23 protein-coding genes are annotated in these 24,550 nt (G+C 60.4%); 15 read left to right on the top strand and 8 right to left on the bottom strand.

All coding sequences use genetic code 11. The annotated features are described in order from the left end of the window. Positions 1-73: 73 nt before the first annotated feature. Positions 74-2,920, bottom strand: coding sequence for an RNA polymerase-associated protein RapA (gene rapA, locus ACIONG_RS08075; RefSeq protein WP_401298002.1), 2,847 nt, complete (start codon positions 2,918-2,920; stop codon positions 74-76). A 241-nt stretch (positions 2,921-3,161) separates the two neighbouring features. Here rapA and ACIONG_RS08070 point away from each other — a divergent pair, with 241 nt between their 5' ends. Beyond that, complete coding sequence (locus ACIONG_RS08070; RefSeq protein WP_401297999.1) at positions 3,162-3,503, top strand: aspartate-semialdehyde dehydrogenase; 342 nt, start codon at positions 3,162-3,164, stop codon at positions 3,501-3,503. Here the strand turns inward: ACIONG_RS08070 and ACIONG_RS08065 are convergent. The 3 genes from ACIONG_RS08065 to ACIONG_RS08055 form a co-directional block, all read right to left on the bottom strand. Beyond that, positions 3,473-4,684: an aminotransferase class V-fold PLP-dependent enzyme gene (locus ACIONG_RS08065; protein ID WP_401297996.1), complete on the bottom strand. Its 1,212-nt coding sequence runs from the start codon at positions 4,682-4,684 to the stop codon at positions 3,473-3,475. The two genes, ACIONG_RS08070 and ACIONG_RS08065, sit on opposite strands and share 31 nt — an antisense overlap. Further along, on the bottom strand, positions 4,681-5,151 hold the full coding sequence (locus tag ACIONG_RS08060; RefSeq protein WP_213027779.1) for a RidA family protein: 471 nt from the start codon (positions 5,149-5,151) through the stop codon (positions 4,681-4,683). The genes ACIONG_RS08065 and ACIONG_RS08060 overlap by 4 nt, the downstream gene beginning before the upstream one ends. An 88-nt stretch (positions 5,152-5,239) precedes the next feature. Continuing rightward, complete coding sequence (locus tag ACIONG_RS08055) at positions 5,240-6,106, bottom strand: LysR substrate-binding domain-containing protein (RefSeq protein ID WP_401297993.1); 867 nt, start codon at positions 6,104-6,106, stop codon at positions 5,240-5,242. Positions 6,107-6,289: 183 nt separating this feature from the next. On the opposite strand from ACIONG_RS08055, the gene ACIONG_RS08050 reads away from it, so the two are divergent. From ACIONG_RS08050 to ACIONG_RS08040, 3 genes are all read left to right on the top strand, one after another. Further along, positions 6,290-6,451, top strand: a complete 162-nt coding sequence (locus ACIONG_RS08050; RefSeq protein WP_177431474.1) for a hypothetical protein — start codon at positions 6,290-6,292, stop codon at positions 6,449-6,451. A 145-nt stretch (positions 6,452-6,596) separates the two neighbouring features. Beyond that, complete coding sequence (gene ccoM, locus ACIONG_RS08045; RefSeq protein WP_007959205.1) at positions 6,597-6,713, top strand: cytochrome c oxidase subunit CcoM; 117 nt, start codon at positions 6,597-6,599, stop codon at positions 6,711-6,713. A 507-nt stretch (positions 6,714-7,220) separates the two neighbouring features. Next, positions 7,221-7,631 (top strand): hypothetical protein, encoded by a 411-nt coding sequence (locus ACIONG_RS08040; RefSeq protein ID WP_401297990.1) that lies wholly within the window; start codon positions 7,221-7,223, stop codon positions 7,629-7,631. A gap of 368 nt (positions 7,632-7,999) precedes the next feature. Here ACIONG_RS08040 and ACIONG_RS08035 read toward each other — a convergent pair whose 3' ends face one another. Both ACIONG_RS08035 and ACIONG_RS08030 read right to left on the bottom strand, forming a co-directional pair. Next, a complete protein-coding gene (locus ACIONG_RS08035; protein WP_103307050.1) occupies positions 8,000-9,475 on the bottom strand; it encodes an inorganic phosphate transporter in 1,476 nt (491 codons plus the stop codon). 373 nt (positions 9,476-9,848) lie between these two features. After that, positions 9,849-10,049, bottom strand: coding sequence for a hypothetical protein (locus ACIONG_RS08030; protein ID WP_103307048.1), 201 nt, complete (start codon positions 10,047-10,049; stop codon positions 9,849-9,851). 653 nt (positions 10,050-10,702) lie between these two features. Between ACIONG_RS08030 and pcaR the strand changes: the two genes are divergently transcribed. The 11 genes from pcaR to pcaC all read left to right on the top strand — a co-directional run bounded on the left by pcaR (position 10,703) and on the right by pcaC (position 21,728). Further along, the gene (gene pcaR / locus ACIONG_RS08025; RefSeq protein WP_123465317.1) at positions 10,703-11,545 is read left to right on the top strand and encodes a pca regulon transcriptional regulator PcaR; all 843 of its coding nucleotides are present in this window, start codon (positions 10,703-10,705) and stop codon (positions 11,543-11,545) included. Between the two features lie 295 nt (positions 11,546-11,840). Further along, positions 11,841-13,187 (top strand): MFS transporter, encoded by a 1,347-nt coding sequence (locus tag ACIONG_RS08020; protein ID WP_103307045.1) that lies wholly within the window; start codon positions 11,841-11,843, stop codon positions 13,185-13,187. Between the two features lie 274 nt (positions 13,188-13,461). Continuing rightward, positions 13,462-14,319, top strand: a complete 858-nt coding sequence (locus ACIONG_RS08015; protein WP_315449174.1) for a CoA transferase subunit A — start codon at positions 13,462-13,464, stop codon at positions 14,317-14,319. Then, positions 14,316-15,098, top strand: coding sequence for a CoA-transferase subunit beta (locus ACIONG_RS08010; RefSeq protein WP_401298024.1), 783 nt, complete (start codon positions 14,316-14,318; stop codon positions 15,096-15,098). Before ACIONG_RS08015 ends, ACIONG_RS08010 begins: the two co-directional genes overlap by 4 nt. Beyond that, positions 15,095-16,300: a 3-oxoadipyl-CoA thiolase gene (gene pcaF / locus ACIONG_RS08005; protein ID WP_401297985.1), complete on the top strand. Its 1,206-nt coding sequence runs from the start codon at positions 15,095-15,097 to the stop codon at positions 16,298-16,300. Before ACIONG_RS08010 ends, pcaF begins: the two co-directional genes overlap by 4 nt. Before the next feature lie 36 nt (positions 16,301-16,336). Further along, the gene (pcaH, locus tag ACIONG_RS08000; RefSeq protein WP_103307041.1) at positions 16,337-17,041 is read left to right on the top strand and encodes a protocatechuate 3,4-dioxygenase subunit beta; all 705 of its coding nucleotides are present in this window, start codon (positions 16,337-16,339) and stop codon (positions 17,039-17,041) included. 1 nt (position 17,042) lies between these two features. Beyond that, entirely contained in the window at positions 17,043-17,609 is a 567-nt protein-coding gene (pcaG, locus tag ACIONG_RS07995) for a protocatechuate 3,4-dioxygenase subunit alpha (RefSeq protein ID WP_401297981.1), read from the top strand. 191 nt (positions 17,610-17,800) lie between these two features. After that, positions 17,801-19,096: an MFS family transporter gene (locus ACIONG_RS07990; RefSeq protein ID WP_103307036.1), complete on the top strand. Its 1,296-nt coding sequence runs from the start codon at positions 17,801-17,803 to the stop codon at positions 19,094-19,096. Positions 19,097-19,142: 46 nt separating this feature from the next. Then, positions 19,143-20,507 (top strand): 3-carboxy-cis,cis-muconate cycloisomerase, encoded by a 1,365-nt coding sequence (locus tag ACIONG_RS07985; protein WP_401297978.1) that lies wholly within the window; start codon positions 19,143-19,145, stop codon positions 20,505-20,507. 11 nt (positions 20,508-20,518) lie between these two features. Then, positions 20,519-21,325, top strand: coding sequence for a 3-oxoadipate enol-lactonase (pcaD, locus tag ACIONG_RS07980; protein ID WP_103307032.1), 807 nt, complete (start codon positions 20,519-20,521; stop codon positions 21,323-21,325). Between the two features lie 10 nt (positions 21,326-21,335). Further along, positions 21,336-21,728, top strand: coding sequence for a 4-carboxymuconolactone decarboxylase (gene pcaC, locus ACIONG_RS07975; protein WP_315449183.1), 393 nt, complete (start codon positions 21,336-21,338; stop codon positions 21,726-21,728). A gap of 132 nt (positions 21,729-21,860) precedes the next feature. Here the strand turns inward: pcaC and ACIONG_RS07970 are convergent, their stop codons facing one another. Together ACIONG_RS07970 and ACIONG_RS07965 are read right to left on the bottom strand one after the other, a co-directional pair. Further along, on the bottom strand, positions 21,861-22,667 hold the full coding sequence (locus tag ACIONG_RS07970) for a methyltransferase domain-containing protein (RefSeq protein ID WP_315449185.1): 807 nt from the start codon (positions 22,665-22,667) through the stop codon (positions 21,861-21,863). 275 nt (positions 22,668-22,942) lie between these two features. Then, positions 22,943-24,202: an OprD family porin gene (locus tag ACIONG_RS07965; protein ID WP_315449187.1), complete on the bottom strand. Its 1,260-nt coding sequence runs from the start codon at positions 24,200-24,202 to the stop codon at positions 22,943-22,945. Positions 24,203-24,550: the final 348 nt, after the last annotated feature.

Raw genomic sequence — 24,550 nt, 5'->3', positions numbered from 1 at the left:
AATAAATAACAGGCAAACAAAAAGGCCCGCATCACTGCCGGCCTTCTTGTTTTCAGCGCTGGAGCAGGGCGGTTTAGCCCGCTACCAATACCCGAATCGCTTCCAGTCGCAAAGCAGCCTTGTCCAGCATCGCCAGACCTTGCTCACGCTGTTCACGCAACGCCACCAGTTCGCTGTCACGCACGGTCGGGTTGACCGCTTGCAACGCGGTCAGGCGCGCCAGTTCTTCGTCGGTGTCGGCCGCCAGACGGCGACGGGCCTCGGCCACGCGCTCGGCGTGACGCGGGGTGATCTTGTCTTCACCGGCGTTGATCCGTGGCGTCAGTTGATCGCGCTGGGCCTGAATGAACTTGTTGGCGCTGGCACGCGGGACGCTTTCCAGTTGATCGTTGAGGGTTTCGAACGAGACGCGGGCCGACAGATCGTTGCCGTTGGCATCGAGCAGGCAGCGCAGCGCGGCCGGCGGCAGGTAACGGCCCAGTTGCAGCGAGCGCGGGGCAACCACTTCGCTGACATAGAGCAGTTCCAGCAGCACGGTGCCCGGTTTCAGCGCCTTGTTCTTGATCAGCGCGACGGCGGTGTTACCCATCGAGCCGGACAGCACCAGATCCATGCCGCCCTGCACCAGCGGGTGTTCCCAGGTGATGAACTGCCTGTCTGCGCGCGACAGCGCCTGGTTGCGGTCGTCAGTGATGGTCACGCCTTCGTCGTCGCCCAGCGGGAAACTGGCGTCGAGCATCTTCTCGCTCGGCTTGAGGATCAGGGCGTTTTCCGAATGGTCTTCGCTGTCGATGCCGAACGCGTCGAACAGGGTTTCCATGTAGATCGGCAGGGCGAACTGATCGTCTTGCTCAAGGATGTCCTCGACCAACTGATCGCCTTCACCCGAACCGCCGGAGTTGAGCTCCAGCAGACGGTCGCGACCGGTATGCAGCTCTTCTTCAAGACGCTCGCGCTCGGTGCGCGCCTCGTCGATCAGCGCTTGCCACTCGCCGTCGTCGGCTTCTTCGAGCAGCGGCAGCAGGCGTGGGCCGAACTGGTGCTGCAAGGCGTTGCCGGTCGGGCAGGTGTTGAGGAACGCGTTGAGCGCTTCGTGGTACCACTGGAACAGGCGCTCTTGCGGGCTGGTTTCCAGATACGGCACGTGCAGTTCGATGATGTGTTTCTGGCCGATCCGGTCGAGACGCCCGATACGCTGCTCGAGCAGGTCCGGGTGCGACGGCAGATCGAACAGCACCAGGTGATGAGCAAACTGGAAGTTGCGACCTTCACTGCCGATTTCCGAGCAGATCAGCACTTGCGCGCCAAATTCTTCGTCGGCGAAGTAGGCGGCGGCGCGGTCACGCTCAAGGATGTTCATGCCTTCGTGGAACACTGTGGCCGGGATGCCGGAGCGCACGCGCAGGGCGTCTTCCAGGTCCATCGCAGTTTCGGCGTGGGCGCAGATCACCAGCACTTTGGTGCGCTTGAGCATTTTCAGCTGATCGATCAGCCACTCGACACGCGGGTCGAATTTCCACCAGCGCTCTTCTTCGCTGGCGTCCGGCTGGGCCTGGAAGCTGACTTCCGGGTACAGCTCGGCGTGTTCGCCCAGCGGCAGTTCCAGATATTCGTCAGGGCACGGCAGCGGATACGGGTGCAGTTTGCGTTCCGGGAAGCCCTGCACGGCGGCGCGGGTGTTACGGAACAGCACGCGGCCGGTGCCGTGGCGGTCAAGCAGTTCACGCACGAGACGGGCGCTGGCTTCGGTGTCGCCATCGTTGACGGCGGTCAACAAGGCTTCGCCTTCGTTGCCGAGGAAACCGTGGATGGTCTTGTGCGCTTCAGGCGACAGGCGACCCTTGTCCAGCAGCTCCTGAACGGCTTCGGCCACCGGGCGATAATTTTCGCTCTCGGCGCGGAAGGCGGCCAGGTCATGGAAACGGTTTGGATCGAGCAGGCGCAGACGGGCGAAGTGGCTGTCCTGACCGAGTTGTTCCGGCGTGGCGGTGAGCAGCAGCACGCCCGGAATGGTTTCAGCCAGTTGCTCGACCAGGGTGTATTCCGGGCTGGCCTTGTCTTCGTGCCAGACCAGGTGGTGGGCTTCGTCGACTACCAGCAGATCCCAACCGGCGGCGAACAGTGCGTCCTGCGCCTTTTCGTCGTCGACCAGCCATTCCAGCGCCACCAGCGCCAGTTGGGTGTCTTCGAACGGGTTGCTGGCATCGCTTTCGATGAAGCGCTCTTCATCAAACAGCGCGACCTGCAGGTTGAAGCGGCGGCGCATCTCTACCAGCCACTGATGCTGAAGGTTTTCCGGCACGAGGATCAGTACGCGATTGGCGCGACCGGAGAGCAGTTGGCGATGGATCACCAGACCGGCTTCGATGGTTTTACCCAGACCCACTTCGTCCGCCAGCAATACGCGCGGCGCAATACGGTCAGCGACTTCACGGGCAATGTGCAACTGGTGCGCGATCGGTTGCGCACGCACGCCGCCCAGGCCCCAGAGCGAAGATTGCAACTGGCGGCTGGTGTGTTCGAGGGTGTTGTAGCGCAGCGAGAACCACGCCAACGGGTCGATCTGCCCGGCGAACAGACGGTCGCTGGCCAGACGGAACTGAATGAAGTTCGACAGCTGGGTTTCCGGCAGGGTAACGGCTTCGTTCTGCGCGTTGAGGCCGTGATAGACCATCAGACCGTCGACATCGTCTACTTGCTGGACGGTCATCTTCCAGCCTTCGAAGTGGGTAATGCTGTCACCCGGCGAGAATCGCACGCGAGTGAGGGGCGCATTCCGTAGCGCGTACTGGCGGGTTTCGCCAGTGGCCGGGTAAAGCACGGTCAACAAGCGGCCGTCCTGTGCCAGAACGGTGCCTAAACCAAGCTCTGCTTCGCTGTCACTGATCCAGCGTTGCCCCGGTTGATACTGCTGCGCCATGCTGCCTGACTCCCACCTTGAAAAAGCGGGCTATCTTAACGGAATGCAGGCTTCAGGGCCAAAGGATTAGGCGCAGCGGCAAGCATTTAGCTACAAGCTGCAAGTGCAGACAAAAGCAGTCATCCGTCAGTTTTCGAGCGATTTGCGGCACCCGTGAGTGCCAACCCGGTCACAAGTTTGCGACCAGTGGCTCAAGCCACCATCACCCAAGCCGATAGCCTGCTGACAGGAGACCCTTTATATGTTGCCACCGATGCTCCCCTTGAGCGCTGTGCCGATCACTTCCCAGCAGGATCCGATCCGCCAGCGGCCGGACATTCCTCCGGTGGTGCCGGTGCAGGAAAGCTCCAACGAAAGCACGATCGATCTGCAAAAACGCGATCCTGAAGAGGACAGACTGATGGCGCGCGAGGAACAGCGCCGTCAGCCGGAACGTGATCGTCGCCGGCGCGAAGCCGATGAAGATCCCGAAGAGCACCTCGCCGTGCCGGGTCATGAACTGAATGCCGACAACACCGTGCCGGTGGTGCCGCTGATGGAAGATCAGCCGCGTCAGGGCCTGTGGGTCGACATCGAAATCTGAGGCTGAGCGGCCAGTTCAGCCAGATTTGCCAGCAACACTTCGATTTCCTCTTCTGTATTCAGATAACTCACCGCCACCCGAGCGATGCTGTCCAGCCCGCGCGCCTGCATGTCCAGCGGTGTGTAGGCGACGCCATTGGCGCCGATGTTGATGCGGCGTGCGGCCAGTGCCTGTTTGAGCGCAACACAGTCCCAACCCTGGAGCGTGAAGGCGATCAGCCCGGATTGCTGCTGCGCCGCGCCGAGATTGCGCAGGGTCAGGCCGGGAATCGTCTGCATGCGCTCACGCAGGAGGCGGCTGGATTGTTCGATGCGCCGTCGAATCGAAATCGCACCGATTCGATTATGTTCCTCCAGTGCATTGGCCAATCCGGCCAACAGGGCCAACGACACTTCACTGGTCTCGAAACGCCGGGCGTCATTGCGCAAGGTGAAGCGCTGGCCGTCCCACGGCGCCGACAGCACATCGCGTTGTACCGGCAACAAACGTTGCAGAAACTGCGAGCGGACATACAGCAGCGCAGTGCCGCGCGGGCCGCGCAGAAACTTGCGTCCGGCGCCCTTGAGCACATCGCATTGCAGGGCCTGAACATCACAGGGCAACTGCCCCAATGCCTGGCCGGCGTCGATGAAATAGGGGATGCCGTGGCGATGGGCGACCGCCCCGATCTGCGCCGCCGGGTTGATCAGGCCGCCGTTGGCGGGCAGCCAGGTCAGGGCGATCAGGCGCACATGGCGATCGATCATCTGCGCCAGTGCCTGTGGGTCGACGGCTCCCTTGGCGTCGCAGGGAATTACCTCCAGTCGCGCGCCGGCCTTCACCGCTTCAGCCATGCAGGCCAGATTGCCGGCCCATTCGTGACGGCCCACCAGAATCCGCTCGCCCGGTTGCCACGGTTCCAGCGCGTTGAACGCCTGACTCCAGGCGGCCGAGCCGCTGCTGGCAAACGCGATGTCTTCGGGTTGGGCATTGAGCAGGACAGCGGCGGCGTTTCTGGCCCTTTCCAGCACCTGACCGTCGGCCACTTCCATGGGCCCGCCGAGCGCTTCTCGTTGCAACTGTGCGATCACGGCGTCTAGGGTCGCTTGGCTCGGCAGTGAGGCACCGGCGTGGTTGAAATGGATGACGTTATTGCAACCTGGGGTTCTTGATCGCAGAAACGCGATGTCCTCAGCATTCACGGCTGGAGCTCGAAAATCGCATCGATTTCCACCGCCACGCCACTGGGCAGGCTGGCAACACCGACCGCGGTGCGCACATGGCGACCCTTTTCGCCAAGGGCATTGACCAGCAGATTCGATGCGCCATTGGCGACCGCGCCCTGACGCTGGAAGTCAGGCGTAGCAGCAACAAACACACCGAGACGAATGATGCGCACCAGTTTGCCCAGATCGTCCCCCAAGGCAGCGCCGAGCTGTGCAAGCAGGCCCAAAGCAGCGAGTTCGGCGGCGTTGACCCCTTCCTCTTCGGAGATTGCTTCGCCGAGTCGGCCGATGAAGGCGGGTTTGCCGTCCAGCAGCGGAATCTGCCCAGAGATAAATAGCTGGTTTTGGCTGACGACGTGATTGACGTAATTGGCGATGGGCTGGCTCGGTGCGGGCAATTGCAGGCCGAGTTGCTGGACGCGTTGGTTGAGAGAGTCGGTCATGGCAAGTCCTCCGGAGTGAGGGCTTCAGCATGTTGCCCCGTGGCAGGGCGGACAAACGGATAGATTTAATCCGACGTATCCAAATAACTCATGCGTCGGCAATCGCTTCCAGCCACTGGCAGAAACTCTGTACAGCCAGGCTTGGCGGACGTTCGGGAGTGACCAGCCAGTATCCGATTTCACTGTGCATCGGCGGCGTGTCGAAGGCAGGCACCAGTGCACCTTCCTTGAGTCGACGCTCGATCAGGCGCTGGCGCCCCATGGCAATGCCTTGGCCGGCGACGGCGGCTTCGACCACGATGTTGTAGTCGTGCAGCATGACGCTGGGCACATGAGCCAGATCGATGCCGCTGTGTTGCTGCCAGTCGATCCATTCAAACGGCTGGTGCGACTTGGCCATCAGCAGCGGTCCATTGTTGACACCTTTCGCCTTGGCGGCGGGGCTGCACACCGGGGTCAGGGTTTCGCTCATGAAGCGCCGGGCGCGGACTTTCTGCCAGCCGCCCTTGCCATAGCGGATAGCCAGATCGACTTCACCACCGCCGACATCGGCCAATTGCACGGCGGGCAGCAGTTCGACATGGATGTGCGGATGTTTTGCGTTGAAATCCGCCAGTCGCGGGGCCAGCCATAACGTGGCGAAGGAGGCGAGCAGGCCGATGCGCAAGGTGGCCGGTTGTTCGCCGCGCAATTGTCGGGTGGCTTGGGCGATAGCGGCGAGGGCGGGTTCGATCTGTCGGTAATACGCCGCGCCGGCGGGCGTCAGGTCGATGGCCCGTGTGCGCCGGACAAACAGCCGCAGGTTGAGGCATTCTTCAAGCTTTTGCACTTGGTGGCTGATCGCACTTTGCGTGACTGACAACTCATCGGCAGCCTTGATGAAACTCAAGTGGCGCGCCACGGCCTCAAAGGCGCGCAGGGCCATCAGTGGTGGCAGATCCTGGTGCAAGGGCACGGCAAACATCCTTTGGGGCTTGGTTCCAGGCGCCGATTGTGCGTGGAAATCCGGCCGCGGGTACATCAATTGTTGAAGGTGCGTTATGCCGATGGCTGTTCAGCGCTCGCGTCAGGCTGCATTATTGGCGCAGTCCTGCCTTTGACGCGGCAGTTGTGATTATTTCAAGCGATGCCTGTTGCCATGAGCCAAGACGACACACTGATTGACCTCAATGCCGAACGTGCCAAGCGCGTACACGACATCAAAGAGAAGCGCCTGAATGAAGTGCGCAATGCCTTCGAGCAGGCGATGCCGTTGGGAAAAGCCAAGAAAAAGTCGAAAAACAAACCGAAAAAGCGTTGATCTCCCCCTGCATCCGTTGATGCAGGTCAGTTATTTTTCCGCCTTTATCTCTCTTCGTTGCTGGTATTGATCCCGGTCAATTTGTGCGCCTGTGTGTTTGGTAACTTAGTTCCATCGCAGCAGAGCAGGGGCCAGGAGGCCAGTCATGTTTTTCGATAACGTGGTGTTTGCCGGGGTGCTGACTGTTGGCCTCATGGTTCTGTTTTTTGCAGGGTTTGGATTTTTTATCTGGAAGGATGCGAACAAGCGCAAGAAGCCTTGATTTCCTTTCAGGTTTGATGAGCACGCAAGGCATTTTGGGCGACTTCGGTTGCCCTTTTTTTTTGCCTTGGCGGCCTGTGGGCCGACCATGCTTGGGGTGGGTTTTTGGGAATATCCGTTGCTGCGGGTGTTGCTGATTAGGGTTCCGCCCTTACGGCGGGTCACTTTTTCCAGACGCCGAAAAAGTAACCAAAAAGGCTTTACCCTGACGTACGGCCCTCGCTGTGGCTCGGGTTCCTTCGCTGCGGGATCGATCCGGGGGTCATCGCCTCCGGTTTGCTGCGCTGCACCTCCTCTCGATGTGTTTGGCTTCGCCAAACGGTCGCTGCGCTCCCACCCCGGATCAATCCCTCCGCTCAGCCTGCCGACGGGCCTTTTAGATCAAGAGCGGTACTCGAGCTAACGCTCATTGTGTTGAGTGGGGCGGCATGCGCCGCGTGCGGGGGTGTACTCATTTTCTTGTGGGAGCTGGCTTGCCTGCGATGGCGGCCTGATAGCCGACCTGTTTATGTCGGTTGTACTCCACCTCTGTGGGAGCTTGCTTGCCAGTGATGGCGGCCTGATAGCCGACCTGTTTATGTCGGTTGTACTCCACCCCTGTGGGAGCTTGCTTGCCAGTGATGGCGGCCTGACAGCCGACCTGTTTATGTCGGTTGTACTCCACCCCTGTGGGAGCTTGCTTGCCAGTGATGGCGGCCTGACAGCCGACCTGTTTCTGTCGGTTGTACTCCACCCCTGTGGGAGCTGGCTTGCCAGCGATGGCGACCTGACAGTCGACAAAGCTCTGGCGGGTGTACTCATGCCTTGTAGGCACTGCCTCGGCTGCAATCTTTTGATTGGCTTTGGCTTTGGCTTTGGCTTTGGCTTTGGCTTTGGCTTTGGCTTTGGCTTTGGCTTTGGCTTTGGCTTTGGCTTTTGATCTTGATCTTGATCTTCAGGCCCATCGGCAGGCCGAGCGGAGGTGTTCATCCGGGGTAGGCGCGCAGCGCCGTGCGGCGAAGCCGCATTCATCGAGAGGAGGTGCAGCGAAGCAAACCGGAGGCGATGCCCCCGGATGGACACCGTAGCGAGGGAACACTGAGCCACAGCGAAGTGCCGTACGTCAGGGTAAAGCCTTTTTGGTTACTTTTTCGGCGTCTGGAAAAAGTGACCCGCCGTAAGGGCGGAACCCTAAGCAGCCGTTACCGCAGCAACGGATATGCCCCCAATCCCTCAACCCCCACCCCCCCAAACACAAAAAAAGGCGCGATCCCTTCGAATCGCGCCTTTCTCATGTGCCGCTATCTATCAGCTACCCAAAGCCTTAGACGCCAGCCAGAACAACCCGGCCGACAGCGCAACAGTCGCCGGCAGGGTCAACACCCACGCCAACAAAATGGTGCGAACCGTACCACCCTGCAGGCCGCTCTTGTTGGCGACCATGGTCCCGGCCACGCCTGAAGACAGAACGTGAGTGGTCGACACCGGCAGGCTAAAGATGTTGGCCATACCGATCAAACTGGCAGTGGTGATCTGCGCCGACATGCCCTGAGAATAGGTCATGCCTTGCTTGCCGATCTTCTCACCGATGGTCAGTACCACGCGTTTCCAGCCAACCATGGTGCCCAGGCCCAGGGCCAGTGCGACCGCCAGAATCACCCAGAACGGAGCGTATTCGGTGGTGGTGGTCAGATCTTTGCGCAGTTTGTCCAGGTCAGCCTTTTCACGGGCTTCCAGGCCTGGCAGCTTGCCAACTTTCTTCGCCGTGTCGTCCAGGCACAGCAGGTAGCGACGAACTTCTACGCGGCTTTCCGACGACAGCGAATGGTAGTCCGCTACACCTTTGAGGGTGTGGAGCAGGGCGCTGATGGTCGGTTCGGTCTGCTGCGGGTTGCAGCGGAATTTCTCCGGCAGGTCGCCTTCTACACTTTTACCCAGGGCCAGGAACTCGCCGAGGGAATCAGAGTTGCGCTGGTAGAACTGGCTCAGGTGCAGGGTCGCATCGCGGGTGCGTTCGATCTGGTAAGTCGTGCTGTTCAGGTCAAGTACGAACTGCGCAGGAACGATACCGATCAACACCAGCATGATCAGGCCGATGCCTTTCTGGCCATCGTTGGAGCCGTGCACGAAGCTCACGGCCATGGCCGAGATCACCAGGACCAGACGGTTCCAGAACGGCGGGTGCTTCTTGTCGTCGATCTTGCGGCGCTGTTCCGGTGTCTTGTGCATCTTCGACAGCGGGCGCCACCATTTCAGGCCGATCAGCACCAGTGCCGCGATCAGGAAGCCAGCCATCGGCGAGAACACCAGCGAAGCGCCGATGTCGATCGCTTTCTGCCAGTTCACGCCGTCGGCCAACGGGATATCGTTGATCAGGGCATTGGCCAGGCCGACACCGAGGATCGAACCGATCAAGGTGTGGGAACTCGACGCCGGGATACCGAAGTACCAGGTGCCCAGGTTCCAGGTGATTGCCGCGGCAAGCAACGAGAACACCATCGCCAGGCCATGGCCGGTGTTCACATTGATCAGCAGTTCAACCGGCAGCAAGTGGACAATGGCATACGCCACGCCAACCCCGCCCAGCAGCACGCCGAGGAAATTGAACACACCGGAAAAGAACACCGCCAGGTGAGGCGGCATGGCTTTGGTGTAGATAACAGTGGCTACCGCGTTAGCGGTGTCATGAAATCCATTGATGAACTCGAAGGCGAGGACAAACGTCAGGGCGAGCAAGAGGCTCACAAGCACCCAAGCATCCAGTCCGCTGAATAAATCGATCATGAAGGTTTTCTGACCCGGTCGTAAGGGGGCGCGATTATGCCAGAAAAGTCTCGAAATCGATGCCCTACCTGCTCATCGGTAACATTCTTCTTCGATTTAATTTGTTGCAGCGCATTAAAACCAAGCGTCGCGCAGGGTTTTTCAAGTCATTGAATTACTTGGAAAAAGTCCTTCTAGCCCGTGAGTTTCGCAGGCACGTAAAGGGTTCAAACGCTTGTCTGAAATATCTGTGAAACCTGTCTGAATCGTCCCTGCAGCCTGCCGGCTGGGGAGATAGCCGCTGCCCGCGGGTAGCGGGCGCGCAAGGCTTCGTCGTTACACCGCGCTTGTAGCCGGTGCTGGCGCAAACCTTCAAAGAAGCAAAAACCGTGACTTATGGCTCTTCGGTTTTGAGTTCTTCTTCCATCTTTTTCAGTTCTTGCTGGAAAACCTGATCCTGAACAGTTGGTCGTTTCCGCCATGCCTTGCGTTCCGGTTCGGGTTGAGCGGCGTAGGTGGTGACTTCCCCGCCGTAAACATCCTTGTAACGTTGTTCCTGGCGCTCAAGTTCCGCGCGCAGTTCGTCTTTCGTCACAGTGCTACCTGTTTGAGTTGAGTTAAATGTCTGGCGAATCGCACGGCAACAAATCGATTGAGCGAACCCGCCGAGGCTCAATGCCAGAATGGACATTGGTGGTGTCGGCAGAACGTTCAAGACTTCCATGTTGCAGGCGGCTACGTCACCAGATTAAAACTGACGCAGCATCAGTTTCCAGTAATCAGCAAGCGTGCTGGCGGTGCATGAGTATGAGCGTCAGGCGCTGGCCGGGCTGACCGCGATGGACATCGCGGCAGCGGGTGGCGTCGTTATCAAGGAAAAAACGACAGACCACTGACTTGCATTATAGCGGTCGATTTGGAATTGACTATCTCTGCCAAGTTAAAAACGGTTCCGGATGTGTGATTGTTTTGTGACTCACAACTTTTAACAGAAGTTGTCGGTGGGGTGTTGCCTTGTTTGTCAGGTGATCAGTTTCTGGCGCCATTTAGTCGAACAACTATGCGCAGAGCCAATGATGCACCGAAGTTCAATCCTCACTAATAAGGCGCCCGAGCGGCCAGCCGGGAGCCATTGCGATAATCGGTCGGCGGTTCGATAATCGCCCAATCTTGGCGTCTCCACTCTTGTGCATCTTCCCGGGAGTCGCTTGTATAGCCATTGATCCGTGCCGGAACCAAGGACAAGAAATGAACGATCAAATGCGCAACTCCTTCACCTCAGTGGCGCCGCCGATTGTTGCCTCGCCGGCCAAACGGATCCAGGCGCTGACCGGTGATCCGGACTTCATGACCTCACTAGCCCGTGGTCTGGCGGTGGTGCAGGCCTTTCAGGAGCGAAAGCGTCATCTGACCATCGCCCAGATCAGCCACCGTACGGAAATTCCCCGGGCCGCCGTGCGCCGTTGCCTGCACACGTTGATCAAGCTCGGCTACGCCACGACTGACGGTCGTACCTACTCGTTGCTGCCGAAAGTGCTGACCCTCGGCCACGCCTATTTATCCTCGACACCGTTGGCCGTCTCCGCGCAGCCCTACCTCGACCGCATGAGCGAGCAACTGCACGAAGCCTGCAACATGGCCACGCTGGAAGGTGACGACATTCTGTATATCGCCCGTTCGGCAACCACCCAGCGACTGATTTCCGTGGATCTTTCGGTGGGCGGGCGCTTGCCGGCCTATTGCACGTCGATGGGGCGGATTCTGCTGGCAGCTTTGGACGACACGTCGCTGGGGGAATACCTCGACCACGCTGAACTGGTTGCCAAGACCAGCCGCACCCTGCACACGCCCGAGGCGTTGCTCGAATGCCTGCAAGAAGTGCGGCAACAAGGCTGGTGCATCGTCGATCAGGAACTGGAGCAAGGCCTGCGCTCGATTGCCGTGCCGGTCTACGATGCTTCCGGGCAAGTGGTTGCAGCACTGAACGTCAGTACTCACGCCGGTCGCGTCAGTCGTACCGAGCTGGAACAACGCTTCCTGCCGGGCCTGCTCAGCGCCAGCCGCGACCTTAGTGCGCAATTGTTCGCCTGATGAAGCTGTTCGATAAACGCACAGTGTTGCGTTTATCGAATTGACGCTAAAACCCTCGGATCATTAATGTCGCGGCAGCGTCATCCGGCGCTGATCTGTATGAGCCCGCCGGATTGTCGACTCCCATAATAATGACAAGAGGCAACTCACCATGCGCATGCTCCCCGACTGTCTCCGCCCCATCCCCTGTTGCCGGGTTCAGCGCAACGCCTGATCCAGACCTTCTATTCTTGTGACCGTGCCGCTCTTTGGCCGGCCGCCGTTCGACTGCGTTTTTTTGCGTGGAATAAAAATAATGAACCAGCCTCAGTCCGCTGTGGGTAACTGCCTCGACGTGCAGACCTTCATCAATGCCCAACCAATCTCGCGCTATCAGTGGCGGGTGGTGATCCTGTGTTTCCTGATTGTTTTCCTGGATGGCCTCGACACCGCCGCGATGGGTTTCATTGCCCCGGCGCTGTCGCAGGACTGGGGCATCGACCGCGCCAGCCTCGGCCCGGTGATGAGTGCCGCGCTGATCGGCATGGTCTTCGGCGCGCTCGGTTCCGGGCCCTTGGCTGACCGTTTCGGGCGCAAAGTCGTATTGGTGGGGGCGGTGGTGCTGTTCGGTGCTTTCAGTCTGGCCTCGGCGTACAGCACCAATGTCGAGCAATTGCTGGTGCTGCGTTTCCTCACCGGCCTCGGTCTGGGCGCGGGGATGCCGAACGCGACGACACTGCTGTCGGAATACACCCCGGAGCGCAAGAAGTCGCTGCTGGTGACCAGCATGTTCTGTGGATTCAACCTCGGCATGGCCGGTGGTGGTTTTATTTCGGCAAAGCTGATTCCGGCGTTCGGCTGGCACAGTTTGTTGCTGATTGGTGGAATCCTGCCGCTGATCCTCGCCGTGGTGCTGCTGTTCTGGCTGCCGGAATCGGCGCGTTACCTGGTCGTGCGCAACCGCGGTACCGACAAAGTGCGCAAGACCCTCGCGCCGATTGACCCGGTCACCGTCGCTCAGGCTTCCAGCTTCAGCGTGCCGGAACAGAAAACCGTCAAGGCGCGCAACGTATTTGCGGTGATCTTCTCGGGCACCTACAGCACCGGCACCTTGTTGCTGTGGCTGACCTATTTCATGGGCCTGGTGATTGTTTATCTGCTGACCAGTTGGTTGCCGACGCTGATGCGTGACAGCGGCGCAAGCATGGAGCAGGCCGCGTTCATTGGCGCGTTGTTCCAGTTTGGCGGGGTATTGAGCGCGGTCGCTGTGGGATGGGCGATGGACCGCTTCAATCCGCACAAGGTGATTGGCATTTTCTACCTGCTGGCGGGGGTGTTTGCCTACGCGGTGGGGCAGAGTCTGGGCAATATCACGTTGCTGGCGACCTTGGTGCTGGTGGCGGGAATGTGTGTGAACGGTGCGCAATCGGCAATGCCGTCGCTGGCAGCACGGTTTTATCCGACTCAGGGGCGAGCGACCGGGGTGTCGTGGATGCTCGGGATTGGTCGGTTCGGCGCGATTCTCGGGGCGTGGATGGGCGCGACGTTGTTGGGCCTGGGCTGGAATTTCGAGCAGGTGTTGACGGCGTTGGTGATTCCGGCGGCGTTGGCCACTACGGCGGTGGTGATCAAGGGCATGGTCAGTCATGCGGATGCCACCTGATTTTCAGCGCATGATCGTTCCTACGCTCTGCGTGGGAACGCCTCAATAGACGCTCTGCGTCTGCTCTTGGACGCGGAGCGTCCTGGGCTGCGTTCCCACGCGGAGCGTGGGAACGATCATTGTTAGGTTGATAACAATCTGTTCGATAAACGAACACTCAGTCGATTATCGGATTGTTTGGCGAATTTCCCAGGCTTAATCTGCAGTGACTCCGGCGCTGAACCTCGCGCCTTTTTATCACTGGCGATTCATTACAAAAACGGGAGCCCGCTCCATGGCTGAGATCCTTTCGCTGCACGACGCGGTGAAGCAATTCGTCAACGACGGCGACACCGTCGCGCTCGAAGGCTTCACTCACCTGATCCCTACGGCGGCAGGTCATGAAATCATTCGTCAGGGCAAGAAAGATCTGACCCTGGTGCGGATGACGCCTGACCTGATCTACGACCAACTGATCGGAGCCGGTTGTGCTCGCAAGCTGATCTTCTCCTGGGGTGGCAATCCGGGTGTAGGTTCGTTGCACCGTCTGCGTGACGCGGTCGAGAAGCAATGGCCGCACCCGCTGGAAATCGAAGAACATTCCCACGCCGATCTGGCCAATGCCTACGTAGCTGGCGCTTCCGGCCTGCCGTTCGCGGTGCTGCGTGCCTACGCCGGCTCCGACCTGCCAAAGGTCAACCCGCTGATCAAAACCGTCACCTGTCCATTTACCGGTGAAGTGCTGGCGGCCGTGCCGTCGGTGCGTCCGGACGTGACCGTGATCCACGCGCAGAAAGCCGACCGCCAAGGCAACGTGCTGTTGTGGGGCATTCTCGGCGTGCAGAAAGAAGCGGCGCTGGCCGCCAAGCGCTGCATCGTCACCGTCGAGGAAATCGTCGACAACCTCAACGCGCCGATGAACGCCTGCGTACTGCCGACCTGGGCCTTGAGCGCGGTCTGCCATGTACCCGGCGGTGCGCATCCGTCCTACGCCCACGGTTACACCGAACGCGACAACCGTTTCTATCAGGCGTGGGACCCGATCGCCCGCGACCGTGAGACGTTTACCGCGTGGATCAACGAATACATCCATGGCTGCGCTGACTTCAGCGAGTTTCAGGCCAAGTTGGCCGCTGCTTCGGAGGCCAAATAATGACTTACTCCACCAATGAAATGATGACCGTCGCCGCAGCCCGTCGCCTGAAGAACGGTTCGGTGTGCTTCGTCGGCATCGGCCTGCCGTCGAAAGCTGCGAACCTGGCACGCCTGACGTCGTCGCCGGACGTAGTGCTGATCTACGAATCGGGCCCGATCGGCGCCAAGCCGAGCGTACTGCCGCTGTCCATCGGTGACGGCGAACTGGCGGAGACCGCCGACACTGTCGTCCCGACCGGTGAGATTTTTCGCTATTGGTTGCAGGGCGGGCGCATCGACGTCGGTTTTCTCGGCGCCGCGCAGGTCGACCGTTTCGGCAACATCAACACCACCGTGGTCGGCGATTACCATGCGCCTAAAGTGCGTCTGCCGGGTGCCGGTGGCGCGCCGGAGATTGCCGGTTCGGCGAAAAGCGTGTTGATCATCCTTAAACAGTCGGCGCGTTCGTTTGTCGACAAGCTCGACTTCATCACCTCGGTCGGTCATGGCGAGGGCGGCGATTCGCGTAAACGTCTGGGCCTGCCGGGCGCCGGGCCGGTCGGGATCATCACCGACCTGTGCATCATGGAGCCGGAAGCAGGCACCCACGAATTTGTGGTCACCGCACTGCACCCAGGCGTGACCCGCGAGCAAGTGGTCGCCGCTACCGGTTGGGCGATCCGTTTTGCCGATGACGTAGCCACCACCGCTGAACCGACGGCAGTCGAGTTGACCGCACTGCGCGATCTCGAAACCCGCACCGCTGCGGCCCACGGTCAGGCACCGGGAGAAGCATGATGCGTGACGTTTATATCTGCGACGCGATTCGTACCCCCATCGGCCGTTTCGGCGGTGGACTGTCTGCCGTTCGTGCCGATGATCTGGCCGCTGTGCCGATCAAGGCGCTGATGGAGCGCAATCCATCGGTGGACTGGAATGCAATCGACGAGGTGTTTCTCGGCTGCGCCAACCAGGCCGGCGAAGACAACCGCAACGTCGCACGCATGGCGCTGCTGCTGGCGGGTCTGCCGGACAGCGTGCCGGGCGTGACCCTCAATCGCCTCTGCGCTTCGGGAATGGACGCGATCGGCACCGCATTCCGTGCCATCGCCAGCGGCGAAATGGAGCTGGCGATTGCCGGCGGCGTCGAGTCGATGTCCCGCGCACCGTTCGTGATGGGCAAGGCTGACGCGGCGTTTTCGCGCAACATGAAACTGGAAGACACCACCATCGGCTGGCGTTTCATCAATCCGTTGATGAAGGCGCAATACGGCGTCGACGCGATGCCGCAGACCGCCGACAACGTCGCCGACGACTATCAAGTGTCCCGCGAGGATCAGGACGCTTTCGCCTTGCGCAGTCAGCAACGCACCGCTGCCGCGCAGGCCGCTGGCTACTTCGCCGAAGAAATCGTCGAAGTGCGCATCGCCCACAAAAAAGGCGAAACCGTGGTCAGCCAGGACGAACATCCACGTGCCGACACCACACTCGAAGCGCTGAGCAAACTGAAACCGGTCAACGGCCCGGACAAAACCGTCACCGCCGGCAATGCTTCCGGGGTTAATGACGGCGCCGCCGCGCTGATTCTCGCGTCCGCCGAAGCGGTGAAAAAACACGGTTTGACCGCTCGCGCCAAAGTGCTCGGCATGGCCAGCGCCGGCGTCGCGCCACGGGTGATGGGCATCGGCCCGGTGCCGGCGGTGCGCAAACTTACCGAGCGTCTCGGTGTGGCGGTCAGCGATTTTGATGTGATCGAACTCAACGAAGCCTTCGCCAGCCAAGGCTTGGCGGTGCTGCGTGAACTGGGGCTGGCGGATGACGCGGCGCAGGTCAACCCGAATGGCGGCGCGATTGCTCTCGGTCACCCGTTGGGCATGAGCGGCGCGCGTCTGGTGCTGACCGCGCTGCATCAGCTGGAAAAGACCGGCGGCAAGAAAGGTCTGGCGACCATGTGCGTCGGTGTTGGCCAAGGTCTGGCCCTGGCCATCGAACGCGTCTGACGCAAGCCGTGACGAAAAAGAACAGAGGAAAGCGACATGTCTGACAAGCCTGGTTACCGTCGTCCGCAGGAAGGCACTCAGCCTGAGTACCTGCACCCGACGTATCAATCCACCAATTTGCGCTCGCCATCGAAGCCGTTGGTGTTTCTGCCGCATTCGTTGTCGGAGATCACCGGCCCGACCATCGGTGCCGAACGCGTCGCCGAGAAAGACAATGACCTGACCGCGCAGCACGACGGCGAACCGTTGGGCGAGCGGATCATCATTCACGGCCGTGTGCTCGACGAAAACGGTCTGCCGGTGCCGGGGATTCTGGTGGAGATCTGGCAGGCCAACGCCGCCGGCCGCTACAACCACCAGCGCGACCTGCACGACGCGCCGCTGGACCCGAACTTCACTGGCACTGGCCGCACCGTGACCGACGCCGATGGCTGGTATCAGTTCCAGACCATCAAGCCCGGCGCCTATCCGTGGGGCAACCACCACAACGCGTGGCGCCCGGCGCACATTCATTTTTCGTTGTTCGGGCCGAGCATCCTTACTCGCTTGGTGACGCAGATGTACTTCCCCGGCGATCCGCTGCTGGCCTACGACCCGATCTACAACTGCGTGCCGGACACTTCGGCCAAGGAACGCCTGATCGCCAGTTTCGATCTGGAAAAAACCATTCCGTCCTACGCCCTCGGTTACCGCTGGGACATCGTGCTGCGTGGCCGCGACGCCACGCCGATGGAGAAATAAGATGACCCTGACTGCCACCACGTCCCACACCGTCGGGCCGTACTACCACATCGGTCTGACCTGGCTGAACCGCGAAAACCTCGCGGTCGAACAAACCCTCGGCGAGCGCGTGGCGATCACCGGCCAAGTCGTTGACGGCAACGGCGATGTGGTCAACGACGCCATGCTCGAAGTCTGGCAAGCCAACGCTGCCGGCAAATATGACCACCCGGAAGATGAGCAGGCCAAGCCGCTGGACCCGCACTTCGAGGGGTTCGGTCGGGTACCGGTGGATGCCGAAGGGCGTTTCCGTTTCACCACGATCAAACCGGGCACGGTTGAAGGCCTGAAGGGCTCGACCCAGGCGCCGCATCTGGTGGTATTGGTGTTTGCGCGGGGCTTGGTGAAGCATTTGCTGACGCGGATTTACTTTGAAGGGGAGCCGGCGAACGTGAGTGATCCGTTGCTGGAGTGTGTGCCGGCCGAGCGTCGCGGGACGTTGCTGGCGAAGCCGGATGCGGCGGGGGTGTATCAGTGGAATGTGATTTTGCAGGGTACTGATGCCGAGACCGTGTTCTTCGATTACTGAGGAACACCACCAATCCCTGTAGGAGTGAGCCTGCTCGCGATCGCGGTGTGTCAGATTTAAATGGTCCGAATGACACACCGCCATCGCGAGCAGGCTCACTCCTACAAGAGAACTGTGTTGCTGATCCAATGTGGAACGGGACTGTTGCAAAGTATGTCTAGACTCTCACTGTCCCTATCGAGTGAAAAACAATGACAACCATCACCTCCCATTACACCGGTGAAGAGCGCAGCAAGCGCATCTTCGCCATTGTCGGCGCTTCGTCCGGCAACCTCGTCGAATGGTTCGACTTCTACGTCTACGCCTTTTGCGCGATCTATTTCGCCCCGGCGTTTTTCCCTTCCGATAACCCGACGGTGCAACTGGTCAACACCGCAGGCGTGTTCGCCGCCGGCTTCCTGATGCGCCCGATTGGTGGCTGGATCTTCGGGCGTCTGGCAGACAAGAAGGGCCGCAAGACCTCAATGATGATTTCGGTGCTGATGATGTGCTTCGGTTCGTTGCTCATCGCCTGCTTGCCGACCTACAACACCATCGGTGTCTGGGCGCCGTTGTTGTTGCTGTTTGCACGTCTGCTGCAAGGCCTGTCGGTCGGCGGTGAATATGGCACCACCGCGACTTACATGAGTGAAGTCGCGCTCAAGGGCCAGCGCGGTTTTTTCGCCTCGTTCCAGTACGTGACGCTCATTGGCGGGCAACTGCTGGCGGTATTGCTGGTGGTGATCCTGCAACAGTTCCTCAGCGAAGACGAACTGCGTGCCTACGGCTGGCGCATTCCGTTTGTGGTCGGTGCGGTCGCGGCGGTGATCTCGCTGTTCCTGCGCCGTTCGCTGAAAGAAACCGCCAGCAAGGAGATGCGCGAGAACAAGGACGCCGGCAGCATTCGTGCGTTGTTCCGTGACCACAAAGCCGCGTTCATCACCGTGCTCGGCTACACCGCTGGTGGCTCGCTGATTTTCTATACCTTCACCACCTACATGCAGAAATATCTGGTGAACACCGCCGGCATGCACGCCAAGACCGCCAGCTACATCATGACCGGCGCGCTCTTCCTTTATATGTGCATGCAACCGCTGTTCGGCATGCTCGCCGACAAGATCGGTCGACGTAACTCGATGCTCTGGTTCGGCGCGCTCGGTACGCTGTTTACCGTGCCAATCCTGTTGAGCCTGAAAAGCGTCAGCAGTCCGATCCTGGCCTTTGTGCTGATCACCGTGGCGCTGGCCATCGTCAGTTTCTACACCTCGATCAGCGGTCTGGTGAAAGCCGAAATGTTCCCGCCGGAAGTCCGCGCCCTCGGCGTCGGTCTGGCCTATGCCGTGGCCAACGCGATCTTTGGCGGTTCGGCAGAATATGTGGCCCTGAGCCTGAAAGCCGGGGGCATGGAAAACGCCTTCTACTGGTACGTCACGGTGATGATGGCCGTCGCGTTCCTGTTCAGTTTGCGCTTGCCGAAACAGGCGGCGTATTTGCACCACGATCTCTAAACCGATGCGCGCGGGCCGTCATGGCCCGCGCCGGCAAGGACTGTTTATGACTCAGCGACCGGGCAATCAATTGTTCGATGCCTACTTCACTGCCCGCGATATGCGCGACGTGTTCTGCGATCAGGGCCGCGTGCAGGCGATGCTCGACTTCGAAGCGGCGCTGGCCCGGGCCGAGGCGCGGGTCGGGGTGATCCCGTCACACGCGGTGGCGCCTATTGAAAATGCCTGCCGCGCCGGTTTGTACGACTTCGCCGCGTTGGGCGAGGCGATTGCCACGGCGGGCAATTCGGCAATTCCGCTGGTCAAGGCCCTGGGCAAGCAGATCGCCGCCACTGATGCCGAAGCCGAGCGCTATGTGCATCTGGGCGCGACCAGTCAGGACGTAATGGATACCGGGCTGGTCCTGCAATTGCGTCAGGCGCTGCAACTGATCGAAAACGATCTGGCACAACTGGCCGATGCTCTTGCGACTCAGGCCCAACGCCACGCCGCGACCCCGTTGGCCGGCCGTACCTGGCTGCAACACGCAACGCCGGTGACCCTCGGCATGAAAATCGCCGGTTGGCTTGGCGCAGTGACTCGCAGCCGTCAGCGTCTGCGCGAACTCAAGCCGCGCCTGCTGGTGCTGCAATTCGGCGGCGCGTCCGGAACCCTCGCGGCGCTTGGCAAGCAGGCGTTGCCGATTGCCGAAGCCTTGGCGCAAGAACTGCAACTGACCTTGCCGGAACAACCGTGGCACACCCAGCGTGATCGCATCGTTGAGTTCGGCGCGGTGCTCGGTTTGATCGCCGGCAGCCTCGGCAAACTCGGCCGCGACGTCAGCCTGTTGATGCAGACCGAGGCGGCGGAAGTCTTTGAACCGTCGGCGCCGGGCAAGGGCGGTTCTTCGACCATGCCGCACAAACGCAATCCGGTCGGCGCGGCAGTGCTGATCGGCGCGGCAACGCGAGTGCCGGGGCTGGTGTCGACGCTGTTCAGTGCGATGCCGCAGGAGCACGAACGCAGTCTCGGTCTGTGGCATGCCGAATGGGAAACCCTGCCGGAGATTTGCTGCCTCGTCTCGGGGTCGCTGCAGCAGGCGCGCCTGCTGGCTGATGGCCTGGAAGTCGATGCCGCACGCATGGCACGCAATCTCGAACTGACCCAAGGGCTGGTGCTGGCCGAAGCGGTGAGCATCGTCCTCGCGCAACGGGTCGGCCGCGATACCGCGCATCACCTGCTCGAACAATGCTGCAAGCGCGCGGTGGCCGAGCAACGCCACTTGCGCGCAGTTCTCGGTGATGAGCCAGCCGTCACCGCCGAACTGAGCAGCGCCGAACTGAATCATCTGTTGAATCCCGCCCATTACCTCGGTCAGGCGCAAGTCTGGGTCGAGCGTGCGGTGGCCGAACATCACGCATTGTCTGTCTGAAGGAGAGGGCTGTGGCTTTCGTTCAACTCGCCGATGGCGAACTGCACTATGAAATTCAAGGGCCTCAGATTGAAGGCCCGGTCGATGCGCCGGTGCTGGTGCTGTCCAACTCGCTGGGCACCGACCTGCACATGTGGGACGCGCAGATGCCGGCATTCACCGAAAATTTTCGTGTGCTGCGTTTCGACACCCGTGGGCACGGTCAATCGTTGGTGACACCGGGGCCGTACAGCATCGAGCAGCTGGGCCATGACGTGCTCGGGCTGCTGGATGCGCTGCACATCGAGCGCGCGCATTTCTGCGGATTGTCGATGGGTGGATTGATCGGCCAGTGGCTGGGGATCAATGCCGGGCATCGCCTGCACAAACTGATCGTCTGCAACACGGCGGCAAAAATCGGCGATCCGTCAGTGTGGAATCCACGCATCGAAACCGTGCTGCGCGACGGTCCGGCGGCAATGGTTGCCCTGCGTGATGCCTCGATTGCCCGTTGGTTTACCCCGGACTTCTCGGCGGCTCATCCGGCGGCGGCCAAGCAGATCACCGACATGCTCGCGGCGACCTCGCCTGAAGGTTACGCGGCCAATTGCGCGGCGGTACGCGATGCCGATTTCCGTGATCAACTGGCTTCGATCAACGTGCCGTTGCTGGTGATTGCCGGCAGCGAAGACGCGGTCACGCCGCCGTCCGGCGGGCATTTCATTCAGGAGCATGTACGCGGCGCCGAGTATGCCGAGTTCTATGCGGCGCATCTTTCCAACGTGCAGGCCGGCGCCGAATTCAGCGACCGTGTACTGGCGTTTTTGCAGGCCAGGTGAGGAAGTTTTTGTGGACGAGAAACAACGTTACGACGACGGCATGCAGGTGCGCCGCGCAGTGTTGGGCGATGCCCACGTCGATCGCAGCCTGACGACGCTGACCGAGTTCAATGGCGAATTTCAGGAGATGATCACCCGTCATGCCTGGGGCGATATCTGGACCCGCCCGGGTTTGCCTCGGCACACCCGTAGCCTGATTACCATTGCCATGCTGATTGGCATGAACCGCGAGGGCGAACTGAAACTGCACCTGCGCGCGGCCGCCAATAACGGCGTGAGCCGTGGCGAGATCAAGGAAGTGATCATGCAGAGTGCGATTTATTGCGGGATTCCGGCGGCGAATGCGACGTTTCATTTGGCGGAGTCGGTGTGGGATGAGCTGGGTATCGAATCCCGGGAATAGTTGTTGTCCAGGCTGACGCCATCGCTGGCAAGCCAGCTCCCACAGTGTTCTCGGGTGTACCCAAAATTTGTGAACAACCCAAAAACCTGTGGGAGCTGGCTTGCCAGCGATAGCGGTAGTCGCCGTGATGCATCACACCGTGGCGACAATGAATATCCGCTTGAACGGAAACAACGTATGGCCATTCCTCTCCTGCGGATAATGCTCATGCACCCGCATCAGGTAGTGATAGATAAACCGCGACTGTTCCTCTGAATTCAGCGCCTGCATCACCGGGCGCAACGCCGACACCTTGACCCAGTCATACACCGGCGACTTCCCGTCGACCACCTGCAATTGCTCGGTCTCCCAGATATCCAGCGATTCGGTCAACGGCGCGAGCAGGCGATAGTAATCCTCCAGCGCCAACAGCGGCCGCGCCGCCATGCGTTGGCGCAATTGCCGCGTACCCAGCGGTGTGCCGCCGGGGCCGGCATCGTCCAGCGTGTCGAGCATCAGCCGATACCACAACGCATCGCGCCAGTCAGGCATGTGCGCCGCCAGGCAGCCGCCGCGATTGAGCTGGCCGAGCAAGCGCGGCAGCAAGGTGTCGTGGTCGCCGATGAAATGCAGCACGGCCGCCGCGAGCAATAGATCCGCCGGTTGTTCAGGCTGCCATTCGAGCAGATCGCAGTGTTTCCACGATGCGTGAATCGGCAGGCAGCGGGCTTCATCAAGCATTTGTCGCGAGCTGTCGACGCCCTGCAGCTGTGCACGCGGCCAGCGCTGGGCCAACAACTGCGTGGCAATACCGGTGCCGCAGCCGAGGTCATAAATATGTTTGGGGTTGTGCAGTTCGACACGGTCGAGCAATTCATTGACCGGGCGTTGCCTGAGACGGGAAAACTGCTGGTACGCCTTGGCGTCCCAGTCGGGAGCTACATTGAGTCGGGTGATCATGAGGGGGTCCTCTGGTGATCAGCATTGTCTTCCGATGACAGCCTGGCTCAAGTCTTGGGGGACCAACATCAACAGATAACGGAAGTGGGAGAGGTCGTACGCCTGAGTCCTTCAGGTTTTTTCAACTCTACCCGACGTCGAACAAAGTGCCAGCGCTCCTGACGGATGGCTCGCTGATATCACTTTTTATGCAGGAACTGCCGAACGCTGCGATCTTTTGATCTTAAAAACAAAATCAAAAGATCGCAGCCTGCGGCAGCTCCAGGGGATTGAGGTTAGAGCAGGCTGATCGGGTAGCTGATGATCAGGCGGTTCTCATCGAACTCGTTGTTGCTGAAGTCCCGGCGCATGGTCGAGTTGCGCCATCTGACGTTGAGGTCCTTGAGCGTGCCGCTCTGCACGGTGTAACCCAGTTCCGATTCGCGGCCCCATTCCTTGCCATCGGTGATGGTGCCGGTATGCACGTTGTCGCCGCTGATGTAGCGGTTCATCAGGGTCAGACCGGGGATGCCAAGTGCGGCAAAGTTGTAGTCGTGGCGTACCTGCCAGGAGCGTTCCTGTGCGTTGTCATAACTTGAGTTGTAACTGTCGTTGGCCAAGGTGCCGCCGCTGGTGCCGTTGACGCGCATCCATGCGCTGTCGCCTGTGAGCTTTTGCAGGCCGATGTAGAAGGTGTTGCCGCCGTATCGGGCCGAGAACATGCCGGACCAGGTCTTGTTATCGAGATCACCGGCGCGGGCGCTGCCGTCGTCCTTGCCGTAGAAGAAACCGAGGTTGGCGCCCAGTGTCCAGTCACCGAGTGGCTGGCTGTGGACCAAGTTGACGTATTGCTGGCTATAGATGTCCTTGAGCTCGGCGTTCCACACTCCGATCTGCGTGCGTTTTTCGTTGAAAACGTATTCACCGCCCTGAAAGTTGAAGCGATCGGAGGTGAACGCGGCTTTGCCGAACATCGACATGTCGCTCATGCTGCTGTCGTCGCGCGGGCTGTTGGCGCGGAACTGGCCGCCGTAGAGGGTCAGGCCGTCGATTTCCCTGGAGGTGATCTGGCCGCCACGAAAGGTTTGCGGCAGCGAGCGGCCGTCATCCGAACGCAGGATCGGCAGCACCGGCATCCATTCGCCAACCTTCACTTCGGTCTGCGACAGCTTCGCCTTGAAAGCGACATTGGTGCGGCCGAAGTTGTCCGCCGGGCGACCGTCGTGATCAAGCGGCAGCAGCTGCGACCCGCCAGTACCCTTGCCACCGTCGAGCTTCACCGAATACAGGCCGAGCACGTCCATGCCGAAACCGACGGTGCCTTGGGTGAAACCGGATTTGGCGTCGAGGATGAAGTTCTGCGTCCACTCTTCAGCTTTGCCCTGGGCTTTGGTCGGGTTGGTGAAGTTGCGGTTGATGTAGAAGTTGCGCAGGTTGAGATTGACCTTGGCCCCTTCGATAAAACCGCCTTCTTCAGCGGCAGCGGGCAGGGCAGCGCCAGCGAGGGCCAGGGCGATCAGGCCGGGGAATGCGTACGGCGCAGTGGGATGTGTCATCGCAGGATCTCTTTGTTATTTTTTTGGGTCGAACGAGTCCCGTTGCCGCCGTTTGCGGGGCAGACAGGGTTATGCAGATTCGGGATGAGGCGGCGGAGATCAGCCGGACAGGGCAGGGCGCGGGGGCATGGTGTCGAACCTGTTGTTATTGGTTTTGTGGGACGAATGGTGCGGGGCGCGCAGGCGTGGTTTCAATCGGAGAAAGCGGGTTCTGGGCGATTATCGAACCAAGATTGATGATGATTTTGCGGCGGCTGTGCGGGCCTCATCGCTGGCAAGCCAGCTCCCACAGTGATCTGGCTGGATGCAGAAATTGAGAACACCACAAAACCTGTGGGAGCTGGCTTG

The organism is Pseudomonas sp. NPDC087817, assembly GCF_044742875.1.
Taxonomy (GTDB): domain Bacteria; phylum Pseudomonadota; class Gammaproteobacteria; order Pseudomonadales; family Pseudomonadaceae; genus Aquipseudomonas.
Note: the sequence above shows the minus strand (reverse complement) of the source record. Positions and strands in the feature narration are given on the sequence as shown.